At 64.7% G+C, this 13,237-nt stretch carries 12 protein-coding genes; 5 read left to right on the forward strand and 7 right to left on the reverse strand.

Going from position 1 to position 13,237, the window contains the following annotated elements; genetic code table 11:
* Positions 1-131 precede the first annotated feature (131 nt).
* Positions 132-1,007: an NADP-dependent methylenetetrahydromethanopterin/methylenetetrahydrofolate dehydrogenase gene (locus M3461_16635; protein ID MDQ3775853.1), complete on the reverse strand. Its 876-nt coding sequence runs from the start codon at positions 1,005-1,007 to the stop codon at positions 132-134.
* A 206-nt stretch (positions 1,008-1,213) separates the two neighbouring features.
* Here M3461_16635 and M3461_16640 point away from each other — a divergent pair, with 206 nt between their 5' ends.
* From M3461_16640 to M3461_16660, 5 genes are all read left to right on the forward strand, one after another.
* Positions 1,214-1,837 (forward strand): cyclodeaminase/cyclohydrolase family protein, encoded by a 624-nt coding sequence (locus M3461_16640; GenBank protein MDQ3775854.1) that lies wholly within the window; start codon positions 1,214-1,216, stop codon positions 1,835-1,837.
* A gap of 57 nt (positions 1,838-1,894) precedes the next feature.
* The gene (locus M3461_16645; GenBank protein ID MDQ3775855.1) at positions 1,895-2,752 is read left to right on the forward strand and encodes a tryptophan 2,3-dioxygenase family protein; all 858 of its coding nucleotides are present in this window, start codon (positions 1,895-1,897) and stop codon (positions 2,750-2,752) included.
* Positions 2,753-2,867: 115 nt separating this feature from the next.
* Positions 2,868-4,676, forward strand: coding sequence for an ATP-binding cassette domain-containing protein (locus M3461_16650; protein ID MDQ3775856.1), 1,809 nt, complete (start codon positions 2,868-2,870; stop codon positions 4,674-4,676).
* 75 nt (positions 4,677-4,751) lie between these two features.
* Positions 4,752-5,228: a VOC family protein gene (locus M3461_16655; GenBank protein MDQ3775857.1), complete on the forward strand. Its 477-nt coding sequence runs from the start codon at positions 4,752-4,754 to the stop codon at positions 5,226-5,228.
* Positions 5,229-5,490: 262 nt separating this feature from the next.
* Complete coding sequence (locus M3461_16660; protein ID MDQ3775858.1) at positions 5,491-6,336, forward strand: alpha/beta fold hydrolase; 846 nt, start codon at positions 5,491-5,493, stop codon at positions 6,334-6,336.
* A 463-nt stretch (positions 6,337-6,799) separates the two neighbouring features.
* Here the strand turns inward: M3461_16660 and M3461_16665 are convergent, their stop codons facing one another.
* The 6 genes from M3461_16665 to M3461_16690 form a co-directional block, all read right to left on the reverse strand.
* A complete protein-coding gene (locus tag M3461_16665) occupies positions 6,800-7,432 on the reverse strand; it encodes a urate hydroxylase PuuD (GenBank protein ID MDQ3775859.1) in 633 nt (210 codons plus the stop codon).
* Positions 7,433-8,010: 578 nt separating this feature from the next.
* Positions 8,011-9,156, reverse strand: coding sequence for a 4-phosphoerythronate dehydrogenase (locus tag M3461_16670; GenBank protein ID MDQ3775860.1), 1,146 nt, complete (start codon positions 9,154-9,156; stop codon positions 8,011-8,013).
* A gap of 86 nt (positions 9,157-9,242) precedes the next feature.
* Positions 9,243-10,181, reverse strand: a complete 939-nt coding sequence (secF, locus tag M3461_16675) for a protein translocase subunit SecF (protein MDQ3775861.1) — start codon at positions 10,179-10,181, stop codon at positions 9,243-9,245.
* Positions 10,182-10,238: 57 nt separating this feature from the next.
* On the reverse strand, positions 10,239-12,095 hold the full coding sequence (gene secD, locus M3461_16680) for a protein translocase subunit SecD (protein MDQ3775862.1): 1,857 nt from the start codon (positions 12,093-12,095) through the stop codon (positions 10,239-10,241).
* Between the two features lie 24 nt (positions 12,096-12,119).
* On the reverse strand, positions 12,120-12,461 hold the full coding sequence (yajC, locus tag M3461_16685) for a preprotein translocase subunit YajC (protein MDQ3775863.1): 342 nt from the start codon (positions 12,459-12,461) through the stop codon (positions 12,120-12,122).
* A gap of 172 nt (positions 12,462-12,633) precedes the next feature.
* Positions 12,634-13,237: tRNA-guanine transglycosylase (locus M3461_16690; GenBank protein ID MDQ3775864.1), on the reverse strand; the 604-nt coding region annotated here is incomplete at its 5' end.

Below are 13,237 nucleotides of genomic sequence, written 5' to 3' on the forward strand. Positions count from 1 at the left end.
AAACCGTCGCGAGCGAAGGGAGGTCGCGTTCCGCCGGAGCGCAGGAACCGGAGTGTATGCTGAAATACATGAGGATTCCGAGCACCGCCGGAACGCGAGATCCCGAGCGCAGTAGGTTTTTTCACAAACTCTCAGGCCAGGGACTTGGCCAGGGCATAGATCTCCTCGGCGTCGAAGCGCTGGTCGTTGCGCTCGAAGAGCCTCGCGATGCAGGCCCGGTGCAGTGCGATCTTCAGGGCGCCGAAGCCGATGGCGCCGAAGCACAGCTTCCCGTGCCGTTCCTTGGCACGGTCCATCATCTCGATGCCGGACACGCCGAGCGGCGGTACGGCGTTGGCGTCGAGCATCATCTCGATGCTGGGGCTGTCCTTCCAGTGCCGCTCCTCGAGCAGATGGGCGCCGGCCGCCGCCGTGGACAGGACGATGTGCGCACCCCCCAAGACCCCCCGGATGGAAGCTTCGCAGATCTCGGCCTGGTCGAAGGCACACACCGCCGGGATAATGGTCACGCCGAACCGCTCCTGCATGAGCCGGCACGCGGCCTCGGCGCGCTCCATGCGCCGCGAGGTCACGACCACCTCGACACCCTCCTGGGTCAGCATCACCGCGGCCCGTTGGCCGACCGGCCCCGTCCCGCCCAGCACCACGGCCTTCTTGCCGGCCACCGAGCCGTGCTTGGTGAGGTTGGCGACGGCGGCGGCCGCGGTGGTATTGCTTCCATTGCCGTCGAGCATCACGGAGACCCGAAAATCGGCGAAGAATTTCTTCTGGATCGCCTTGACGAGCGCCTGCCCATCGGCCAGGTTGCTGCCGCCGACGAATATGGCCGTATATTTCTTGTCCTTGGGCGAGCGGGTGAAGATGGTGCCCTCGACCAGCGCCCCGACCGTCTCGGGGGTGACCCCACCGTAGCCGATTACGTGGTCCGCGCCGCCGTCGTAGGCGACCACCGTGTCGAACACGCTCGGCAGGGGATCGGTATCGAGCTGGAACAGGAGCTTCTTCATGTTATGACCTCACGGCTGGGGCGGGGCATTGGCGCTCGGCGCCTCCGGAGTCGGGCGCGCCGTTAAGGTAACTCAACGCCCGCACGCGGACAACGGGCCGCGCGCCGCCACGGGTTATCCGGGTCGGCTATAATGGCGCCGCCCGAGTGATCGATCCCTTCGGGCGCTGTCAACAGAGCCAAGAGCGCCTCATCGAGGGACAACACATGATCAAAGACCAATCCGTCCAAGAGTTTCTGGGGGCCTTGGCGAGCAAGTCCGCGACCCCCGGCGGCGGGAGCGCGGCGGCCATCATGGGCGCGATGGGCGCAGCCCTGGTGAGCATGGTCTGCAATCTGACCCTCGGCAAGAAGGGTTACGAGGTGGCCGAGGGCGAGATGCAGGCCGTCCTGGCCCGGGCCGAGACGATGCGCGAGCGACTGGCGGACATGGTGCGCGCCGATGTCGAGGCGTTCGACCAGGTCATGGCCGCCTATGGTCTCCCCAAGGACAGTGAGGCGCAGAAGGCCGCGCGCGGCGACGCGATCCAGCTGGCGCTCAAGGCCGCGACCGACGTCCCGCTCGACTGCGTGCGCCTCTGTGCCGAGGCCGTGGTGCTCAGCAAGTCGGTCGCGGAGAAGGGCAACAAGAACGTCATCAGCGACGCCGGGGTCGCCGTGCTGGCCGCCTATGCCGCGCTTCGGAGCGCCGCCTTGAACGTCTATATCAACGCCGGGGCGATCAAGGACCGGACCTTCGTCGAAGAGCGGCTCGGCGAGCTCGATCGCATCCTGTACGGCATGGAGGCCCTGACCGAAGAGGTCTATCAGCTGGTCAAGAACAAGCTCTAGGGCGTTCCCAGTCGTATCGAACTAAAGCTGGCGTCGCGCGACGTACTTGCCATCCCCGTGGCCGACGACAACCCCTTGAAGCGGGACCTCGAAGCCGGGATCCACCGCGATCTGTCCGGCCGGCAGACCTATTCGCAGTACCTGTGCCTCGACACGCTCCTCTGCGCGCAGCGGCCCTTGAGCGATCCGCCGCACCACGACGAGCTCTTGTTCATCATCCAGCACCAGACGAGCGAGCTGTGGTTCAAGCTCATCCTCCACGAGCTACGCGCCGCCTGTGTGCACATCCGCGCCGACCGCCTCGACCCGTGCTTCAAGATCCTCGCGCGGGTGAAACAGATCCAACGTCAGTTGTTCGAGCAATGGGGCGTCCTGGAGACCCTGACGCCCAGCGAATACGCCGAGTTCCGGCATGTCCTCGGTTTCGCCTCGGGGCTGCAATCCGCACAGTATCGCGCCATCGAGTATGTCTTGGGAAACAAGAACGCCGCCCTCCTGGAGTTGTTCCGCCATGACGAAGTGGCCTACCGGGCACTCGATACCACCCTGCGGAGCCCGAGTCTCTACGACGAGTTCCTGATCCACCTCGATCGCCAGGGGCATTCGCTGCCCCCCGAGTGCGTGCAACGCGACTGGTCGCGACCCTATCGGCGCCATCCCGGTCTCATCCCCGTGTTCAAGCGCATTTACGACCAGCCCCATGACTTCTGGGATGCGTACAATATGTGCGAAAAGCTCGTCGATGTGGAGGAGAACTTCCTGCTCTGGCGTTTCCGGCACATCAAGACCGTCGAGCGCATCATCGGCTTCAAGCGCGGCACGGGCGGCTCCTCGGGCGTCGCGTTTCTCCGCAAGGCGCTGGACCTGACCTTCTTCCCGGAGCTGCTCGACGTGCGCACCGAGATCGGTGCGTGAGAGCGGGCGCGTAACCGGGGACAGACCAGATTTTTTGTGCCGCCTGCTGCCCGCGGTACGTCCCCTCCGTGCCCTGTGTGTCCGCCGCCTTTTCCCGCTCACATTAAATAGGCTCATGGCGCTACTCACCCTCCTCGACGCAGAGCTCGCTTACGGACTGCATCCTCTGCTCGATCGCGCCGGCCTCGCGGTGCTGGAAGGCGAGCGGGTCGGACTCATCGGCCGCAACGGCACCGGTAAGACGTCGCTCCTGAAGGTAATCGCCGGACTCGCGGCGCTGGATGACGGCGACCTCAAGCGCCAGGACGGCCTGCGTGTGGTGCTCGTCGAGCAGGAGCCTGAACTGCCACTCGCCTCGACTCTGCGCGAAAGCCTGGCCATCCGCGGCGAGATCGACCACGTCCACGACGAGCCTGAGCGTTGGCGCCTGGAAGCCCGGCTCGTGGAGTATCTGCATCGCTTTGGCCTCGATCCGGCGCAGGCCCCGGATACCGCCTCGGGCGGCGAACGGAAGCGGGCGGCCCTTGCGCTAGCACTCGCGCGCCAACCCGAACTGCTGCTGCTCGATGAGCCGACCAACCATCTCGATATCGACGGCATCACCTTGCTCGAAGACCTGGTGCTGAAGGGTCCGGCCGCCATTGTCATCACGCACGACCGCGCGTTCCTCGATCGTGTGGTCAATCGCATCGTGGAGCTCGACCGCGGGCTCCTGCGCTCCTACGCCGGCAACTTTGCGGCGTACGAGCGCCGCAAGGCCGATCGGCTCGCAACCGAAGGCGTCGCCCATCGCAAGTTCGACAAGTTCTGGGCGCAAGAAGAAGTGTGGATCCGCAGGGGCATCAAGGCACGCCGCACCCGCAACGAAGGCCGCGTGCGCCGGCTCGAACAATTGCGGCGCGAGCGCGCGGCGCGGCGCGAGCGTCTCGGCCACGTCAAACTCACACTCGATGCGGGCGAGCGCTCGGGCAGGCTGGTGGCGGAACTCTGCGGCGTCAGCAAACGCTTTGGCGAGAGAGCGATCGTTCAGGACCTGTCGCTATGTATCCAGCGCGGTGATCGCCTGGGACTCATCGGCCCGAACGGCGCCGGCAAATCCACGCTGCTCAAGCTCATCCTCGGCCGATTGGCGCCGGACGCAGGCGAGGTGAGACTCGGCACCAATCTACAGGTGGCGTACTTCGACCAGATGCGCGAGCAGCTCGACCCCGAGCACACACTGCTCGACACCGTAAGCCCTGGCTCCGACTGGGTCCAGATCGGCGCCGAACGCAAGCACGTGATGACTTACCTCGCCGACTTCCTGTTTCCGCCGCAACGCGCCAAGGCGCCCGTAAAAATGCTCTCCGGTGGTGAGCGCAACCGCTTGCTGCTCGCGCGGCTCTTCGCGCGTCCCGCCAACGTGCTGGTGCTCGACGAACCGACCAACGACCTCGACATCGAATCGCTCGAGCTGCTTGAAGACACCTTGCAGGGCTACCCCGGAACGCTGCTCCTTGTGAGTCACGACCGCGCCTTTCTCGACAACGTGGTCACGCAGACGCTCGTGGCCGAGCACAACGGCAAGTGGCAGGAATACGCTGGCGGCTATAGCGATTGGCAGAGTCAGCGGCCCGAGTCCTCCGCTCCCGCTCCGACGGTGGTGGGAGAACGGCGGGAGAGAGCCGGTGCGAGGGCGAATGCCGCACGCGTCAAGCTGAGTTATAAAGAATCCCGCGAGCTCGAACAACTCCCCGCCGAGATCGAAGCGCTCGAGCGCGAGCAGCACGGAATTACCGTGTGTATGAGTCGCGCCAACTACCACAAGCAGGGCGCCGAACGGATCAAGGCCGATCGCAAGCGGACCGAAGAGATCGAGCGACAACTGGTGGAAAGGTTCGAGCGGTGGGCGCAGCTCGACGAGAAGGCCGCAGAGCACGGGTAGAATCGCGCGCGACGACCTCGGCGGCCCTTGTCATCGATGGGATCCAACTGCCGTACCCAAAAGAGGAGCATATCCATGGCAAACGAAGTCAGACCTGTCACCGAAGGGTCATCCAGTGAAATCAAAGAAGTGTTTCCGTATCTTCGCGTCAGAAACGCCGCGGCGGCAATCGAGTTCTATACGCGAGTATTCGGTGCGCGGGAGCTATTCCGGCTGACCGAACCCGGCGGGCGAATCGGACACGCGGAGCTGTCGCTCGGCGGCATCACGCTCATGCTTGCCGACGAGTACCCCGAATACGGCATTCTCGGTCCGCAATCCATCGGCGGTACGGGGATGTCCATTCACTTGCATGTCACCAACGCCGACGTCGTGGCGGAGCGGGCTGTGACCGCTGGCGCAACCGTGCTTCGCCCGCTGGCCGACCAGTTTTATGGCGAGCGGTCGGGAACGGTGCTAGATCCTTTCGGGCACGAATGGATGCTTGGACATGAGATCGAGAAAGTCTCTCCCGAAGAGATGCAGCGCCGCTTTGCGGCAATGTTCGAGTAAAGCAGTTCATCAGAATGCGAACCGCAGTCCGATCTGCGGCGGACCCCTTCCAGACAGCCACATCACCGCCCAGCCCATCCGACCCGAGCATTCTCCGATTGCAAGCCCACGTTGAATCTTCTATGCTTGAATGCTACGCTACCCGACTCCAATGAAACACGCCCATCGCTATGGCAAGGCGCTCTGCGCCATCACCCTATGCGCTGTCGCCGGAGCCGGGTGCGAAACTCCCGCGCCGCGCACCGCCTTGGATCCCATTGTAATGGATCCCGTCACCGTCGACCGGGCCAATCCACCGGCGATGGAGCCGGTCATGATCCAAAGCCATGGCGCCAAGCTTAATGGCATCGTCTATGTTGCGGAGGGTGCCGGCCCCCACCCGGCCGTTATCGTGTTGCATGGCTATCCGGGTAACGAGAGGAATCTGGACCTCGCCCATGCGATCCGTCGCGCGGGGTGGAATGTACTGTTTTTTCACTATCGTGGCGCCTGGGGCAGCGAAGGCCGGTTTTCGACGGCACACGCCATCGAGGACGTCCACGCGGCGGTTGCGTTTATGAGATCACCGCATTCCAGCCGGAACTACCGGATTGACCCGGATCGCCTCGCCGTCATCGGCCACAGCATGGGCGGGTATATCGCAGTCGAGGCGGCGGCTGCGGATCCTTCCCTCCCCTGCGCGGCTTCGCTCGCCGGCGCCAATCTCGCCAAGTTCGGCGAACTGGCCCAACAAAGCTCGGAGTTCGCGTCGCAGCTCGCCTATTACATCGACGATGCGAATGCCATCGTCGGCGCCGCCGGTAAAGCCGCGGTAGCACGGTGGATGGAACATGCGCAGGAATACGATCTCCGTCGGCTTGTCCCGAAGCTGGCGGGCAAATCGCTATTACTCATCGGGGCCCAAGGTGACACCATCGTTCCCCTCGATCAGCATCACGAACCGCTCGTCAACGCGCTGCGCAAAGGCGGGCACGGAGACCTCACGGTAGAAACGCTTGACGCTGATCATGTATTTTCGAGCCGGCGTATTGCGTTGGCTCGGATCGTGGTCCAATGGTTAAACACCCGATGCAAGCAATACGGTCGCGGCGACGCAAAAGCGGGTTAAGGCGCGCGCGCCTATCCAACGTACGCGGGTTGCGAAGCCGTTTAAACCACGTCCTTGGGCTACAAGCATTCTCGATTGCAAGCCCACGGTGAATCTCCCATCCTTTGAGCCAAGGGGCGGCCGCCAAGTGGTTCCTGAGCTACCGCGGGAGGAGCGTGGTGGCAGGCCGTTTCGTACCGGGGCTTCAAGCTTGCCCTCCACCATAAGGACATCGAGATCTGCCGCGGCCTGGCCGCCGGAGGGAGGCTAGCCATCGTCGATCTCACTTGGGGATTCGATCGCGTGAGAGCTTGTGAAAAAATCGTCGCGAGCGAACGGAGGTTCCGTCGGAGCGCAGGACCCGGAGTGTATTGCGATACAACGAGGATTCCGAGCGCCGCCGGGACGCGAGATCCCGAGCGCAGCAGAGTTTTTCACAAGCTCTGAGCGGGGGATCGCTTGGATACCCCCCGCCGCCGCACGACTAGCTCAGGTTCTGCGCCGCCACCATGAAATAAAGCATGGGGATCGAGAGCATGGTGTTGAAACGGCTGGCCAGCATGGCGGTGCGAGCAGCCGCCTTCTTCTCCTCGTCCTCTGCCGCCACCAGGCCCAGCACCTTTTGCTGATTGGGCCAGATGATCATCCACACGTTGTAAGCCATGATGAGGCCAAGCCACATCCCGATGCCGATGTAGGTCGGCTGGCCCCAGCTGCCGATCCCGAGGAACAGCGCGCTGAAGAGATAGCCGTTGAAGATCGCGAGGATGAGCCCGGTGACCACGGTGGACAACGCCGCCCAACGGAACCAGAACAGGGCCATCGGGGCGATGACCTTGCTCACCGCCGGCTTCTGCTCATCGGGGATCTGGGGCATCGAGGGGATCTGCACGAAGTTGAAGTACCACAGGAGCCCGATCCACATGACCCCCGAGGCCACGTGCAACCATCGGAACAGGAAGGCGAACCAGGCCTGAGACATCGCGATGGAGCCGGTGAGCAGCGCGAGCACGAAGACCAGCCCGCCCCCGAACAGGAGCGCCCGCTCGAGCTTATCCAGACCGAAGTTGGCTAGGAAATTCAGTACCTTGAGTACAACATTCTTGATCGCGTCCATAGTGGTTTCCCCGCTTCTATTATGGTGTTGGTGCTGCAAGGGCCCGCCCGCCGACGACCGTGGCCTCGAGCGTTCGCTCATAGGATAGCCGATCTCTCGGTACCGCGCCCCCGGCCGGGCTCTGCCGGCCTGTCTTGGCGGCCGCGTGCCATCACAATGCCGCCGCCGTCCGGGGGGTCGGCCTCCTCGGGTTCCCTCGGGTTCATTGGGGGCCGGCAGGCACGAGGCCTGCCCCTACGGGGGGTTTGTTGTCGACGGACCAGCGCCAACCACGGGGCCGCCCCGACTGAGCGCTTCCCCCAGCGCTTCCCCCCGGCACCGGACCCCTTCAGACCGCCAAATCCCCGCCCAGCCCGTCCGGCCAATGACTTCTCGATTGCAAGCCCACGTTGAATCTCCTATCCTTCCCGCAAATTGTGCTGAAGAACGAGAAAGGTCTGGGCCGTACGTCACGATGTCTGTGTCGATCCCGTTCGCCGGATTACCCGCTAGATGGCCACTTCTCAAGACTAATTAGGGTCGTGGGGAGGTTGTACAGGACCCCGGACGTACGAGAGGGTTGGTATCGGCCCGTCCGCCTAATCGGGCGCGGGCGCCGATCCGCGCCTGAAACCGAGGTCTGCGAGGACAGCATGGAACGCGGCCGCGCCCGGGCCGAAGCGGACCGCGTGGGCTGAAAACTCGCGGCGTTCGCGGTAGCTCGCCCTTAGCGCGTCGAACGATCGGCCGAGCGCCGCCCCGGCTCCGGACAGACAGGCCCGCAGGGCCCGATCGTCTTCGCGGACATCATAGGCCAGAAGGACCGCCTCCCGCGGTGCTTCCTCCGGTGAATGCGAGACCAACGTGATCGCCCGTCCCATCGGGCTCGACGCGGACCAACGTCCGGGGATCGCAAAGAGCTCGCATGCGGCGGCATGTAGCATCGATGTCGCCCGGAGCTTGGCGTCGGCGCTGTATCCCGCGATATGTGGGGTCGAAAAGGTGGAGCGGCTCGCCAACTGGGGATCGATGTGCGGCTCGCCTTCCCAGCAGTCGATGACGGTGGCCATGTGGTCCTGGCGCGCCAAGCGCTGCTTCAGGGTAGATTCGTCCACGATCCCGCCACGCGCCGTATTGATCAGGATCACATCGGATTTCATCCGCGACAACGCCTCTCGCCCGATCAAACCCCGGGTGGGGTAGGGGCCTTGGCTCGCCAAGGGCACGTGCAGGGTCACGACGTCGGCGGCGAGCGCCTCGTCCAAAGGGCGGTATCGGGCGTCGCCGCTGGTGTCGGCGAGGGGCGGGTCGTTGACGAGGCATCGGATGCCGAGGGCCGACAAAAGCCGCACCACCCGCGACCCGACCCGACCGCCACCGATCACCCCGGCGGTGGTCTCGGTCAAACGCAGGCCCCGCGCCCCGGCCAGGACCAGGATGGCGCTCGCGACATACTCGGCGACGGCCTGGGCGTTGCTGCCCGGGGCCGCGGCGAAGGCGATCCCCCTGCGAGCCAGGTAGTCGCGATCGATGTGATCGACGCCGCTGGTCGCCGTGCCCACGAAGCGCACGCGGCTGTCGTCCAGGAGCCCGGCATCCACGCGTGTTACGGAGCGCACGAGCAACACGTCGGCATGGCGGACCAGGGAGGGCGTCCACTCGCGCCCCGGCACGAGCTGGACGTTACCCAGATCGGAGAACGCCTCTGCGACCGCGGCAATGTTCGGATCAGCGATGATGTGCATGCCGCTGCCCCATTTTTCTTTTATCTTCTGTGGGGGGCGCCGTTCGCGCAGGACAGGGGTGGGGCGTGGAGAAGCTGCGAGCGCTACTAGGGCTGCTCGGTGATCCCCGCGCCTTCCTTCTTGACGGGCATGAGATCGGTGCGGCTCACGCCGAGCAGCAGCGCGATGGGGCTGGCGATATAAATCGAGGAGAACGTCCCGATGACGACACCGATGATCAAGGTCAACGCGAAGTCATCGATGACATCGCCGCCGAGGAAATAGAGGGCGGTCACCACCATGAGGCTGGTCGGACCGGTGATGAGCGTCCGCGACAGGGTCTCGTTGATGGAGCGATTCATGACCTCGAGGGGCGACTCCCGGCGCAGTCTCCGGAAGTTCTCGCGGATCCGATCGAACACCACGATGGTGTCGTTGATCGAGTAGCCCGCGACCGTCAGGATAGCGGCCAGCATGGTGAGGTCGAACTGGAGTCCCAGGGCGCTGACGAGCCCGGTCGTCAGTAAGAGATCATGCACAGTCGCGATCACCGAAGCGACGGCGAGCCGGAGCTCGAACCGCAAGGCCACGTAGACCAGGATCCCGAACAGCGCAAAGATGAGCGCGAGCCCGCCGTCTTCTACCAGCTCTTCTCCGACCTGTGGTCCCACGAACTCGACCTGACGCACCTCGACGGAGGCCTGCGTGTCTTTTTTCAGGGCATCGAGCACCCGGTTGCTGATCTCCGCGCTCTGCATGCCCGCGTGCGGGGGGATGCGCACGATCACGCCCTTGGCGCTGCCGATATGCTGCACGATCGCCGCATCGAAGCCCGCGGCGGCGAGCTGTTCGCGCACCTCGCCGAGGTCCACCACGCGGTCGTAGGCCACCTCGATCAGCGTGCCGCCGGTGAAGTCGATCCCGAAGTTCAGGCCGCGCGTCCCGAAAGCGATGAACGACAACACGAACAACACCACCGACAGGCCGATCGCGACCCGGCGCGCGCCCATGAAGTCGATCTTCGGTGTGGTCTTGAAGAAATCCATGAGGGCCCCGAAGGTGCTTTTTATCTATTGCTTATTTAGTCGGTATCGAAACCGCCTTTAAACCGCCAGGCGCGCCAGGCGGCGCCCGCCGTACATTACATTGATCACGGCCCGCGTGCCGCTGACCGCCGTGAACATGGAGGTCAGGATCCCGAGCGACAGGGTCACGGCGAAGCCCTTGACTGGCCCGGTGCCGAAGGCGAACAGGACGATACCCGCGATCAGGGTGGTGGTGTTTGAGTCCAAGATGGTGGCGAAGGCCTTTTCGTAGCCCGCGTTGATGCTGGCCTGCGGCGTATTGCGGCTGCGCAGCTCCTCGCGGATGCGCTCGAAGATCAGCACGTTGGCATCGACGGCCATGGCGACGCTCAAGACGATCCCGGCGATCCCGGGCAGGGTCAAGGTCGCCTGGAGGAGCGACATGAGCGCGATCAGGAGGACCAGGTTGAACAACAATGCCAGATCGGCGACGAGACCGAAGACCCCGTAATAGACGCCCGCGAAGATCAAGACCAACACGAAGCCGACGGTGGCGCCCCGTACCCCCTTCTCGATGTTGTCCTGCCCGAGGCTCGGGCCGATGGTGCGTTCCTCCACGATATCGATGGGCGCGGCCAGCGAGCCCGCGCGCAACAGGAGGGCGAGGTTACGGGCCTCCTCGGTGCTGTCGAGCCCGGTGATCTGAAACCGTTTGCTCAACTGCTCGCGGATGGTGGCGACGTTGATGACCTCCTCTACGGTGCGTTTGACCTTCACGGTCTGCCCACCCACGGTCTTGGTGTCCACCTTGTTCTCGATGAACACCACCGCCATGGGCCGGCCGACGTTGTCCTTGGTGGCGCGACTGAAGATCCGGGCGCCCTTGCCATCGAGGGTGATAAAAACGGCCGGCTGGCCCTCGGTCTGATCGATCCCCGAGGCGGCATCGACGATGCGATCGCCCGTCAGCATCACCTGGCGCTTCAGGAGCACCGGTTCGCCTTTGCGGTTCCGGTACAGCTTGGCGCCGACCGGGACCCTGCCCGCCGCCGCGGCCTCTGGATCGCCGTCTTCGTGCACCATGCGGAACTCCAAGGTCGCGGTGGCCCCGAGGATCTCCTTGGCGCGGGCGGTGTCCTGTACGCCGGGGAGCTGTACCACGATGCGCCCCTCGCCCTGTTGCTGGATGATGGGCTCCGCGACCCCGAGCTCGTTCACACGATTGCGCAAGGTGGTCAGGTTCTGCTGCAGGGCCAGCTTGCGTTGTTCCTTCAAATACTCGGGTTTGACCGTGAGCCTGAGTGCCGGGTCCGTCCCCTGGTCCTCTTCGGCCGCCGACAGATCGGGGGCTTCTTCGCCGATGATGGCCGCCGCCTTGGAACGGCCGTCGGCATCGCGGAAGGTGAGGAGGATACCGCCGTCTTCCTCTCGCGCCACGGTCTTGTAACGCAGTTTGTTCTCGCGCAGGAGCGAGCGGAGATCGGATACGAAGCGCTCCTCGACCATGCGCCCGGCGGCCTGCATGTCCACCTCCATGAGGAAATGGACCCCGCCACGCAGATCGAGACCCAGGAACATGGGCTCTGCGCCGATGGCACGCAGCCACGCGGGGGTCGCGGAGGCCAGGTTCAAGGCCACCACGTAGTCGTCGCCGAGGGCGCCGGCGACGACCTCCTTGGCCTTGAGCTGGCGCTCGGTATCGGCGAAGCGCACCAGGATGCTGCGCGCGTCGCGTTCCAGCGCCAAGGGCTTGAGCCCGGCGCCCTTGAGCGCGTCCGCGATGCGGCCTTCCAGCCCGGAATCGATGGGGGCGGCGCGCACCGGGTTGACCTGCAGGGCCGGGTTGTCACCGTAGAGGTTGGGCAGGGCATAGACCAACCCGAGCGTGAGCACGGCCAGGATCAGCAGGTTCTTCCACAGCGGATAGCGATTCATCGAGCGGGCGCCTGCCGGGGCGTGCTAGAGGGGGGACTTGACGGTGCCCTTGGGGACCGTATTGGAGATGGCCTGACGCTGGACCTTGACCTTGATGTCGCTGCCGAGATCAATGAGCACGAAATTGTCGCCCACGTCCATGATCTTCCCGAGCAGCCCCCCGCTGGTCACGACCTCATCGCCCCTGGTGAGCGATTCGAGCATCTTCTTCTGTTCCTTGGCGCGCTTGTTCTGGGGGCGGATCAGCATCAGGTAGATGAGCAAGAGGAGAAACACGATGGGGAGCATCTCGATGAAGGCGGCCAGCCCCGAAGACCCCCCGGCTCCAGAGCCCTGCGCATAGGCGTCGGCGATCAAAAATTCCATCCACTCCCTCTGTGATTGGTTAAGGCTCACGCGCCAAGGCCGGCCGGCCTGGCCCGGCGGATCGGCTATCCTCCACTACCGGTGCGGCGCCGCAGCGAAGCGGAGAAGGCGGACGGAGCGCGGATGCGCCGGAGGAATCGACTCGCGGTTACCACGTGATCACGGAGGGCTATTATGACACAGGCGGTGTGTTTTGCGAGCGCTTTGCGTAGAACGCCGCGGCGCAGCCATCGAGGTTGCCGGTCTCGATGGCGGAGCGCAGACCCCGCATGAGGTCCTGGTAATAGCAGAGGTTATGGTAGCTCAGGAGCCGTGCGCCCAGGATCTCGCCGGCCCGATCCAGGTGGTGGAGATAGGCACGGCTGTAGTCCCGGCAGGTCGGGCAGGGGCAGTCCTCGTCCAGAGGCGCGGTGTCGTTGCGATAGCGGCTATTGCGGATGCGGACCACGCCGCGCGAGGTGTAGAGGTGGCCGTTGCGGGCGTTACGGGTCGGGAGCACGCAGTCGAACAGGTCCATGCCGCGGCGCACCGCCTCGACCAGGTCTTCCGGGGTGCCGACCCCCATGAGATAGCGCGGACGGTCCGCGGGCATGCGCTCCGCGAGGTGTCCCACCAGATCGAGCATGTCGGTCTTCGGCTCACCGACCGACAGGCCGCCCAGGGCGTAGCCGTCGAAGCCGATCTCCAGGAGTCCGGCGAGCGAGCGCTCGCGGAGGTGCGAGAAGACACCGCCTTGGACGATGCCGAAGAGGAGACCGGGTCCGCTGCCGTGGGCC

Source organism: Pseudomonadota bacterium (assembly GCA_030860485.1).
Taxonomy (GTDB): Bacteria; Pseudomonadota; Gammaproteobacteria; order JACCXJ01; family JACCXJ01; genus JACCXJ01.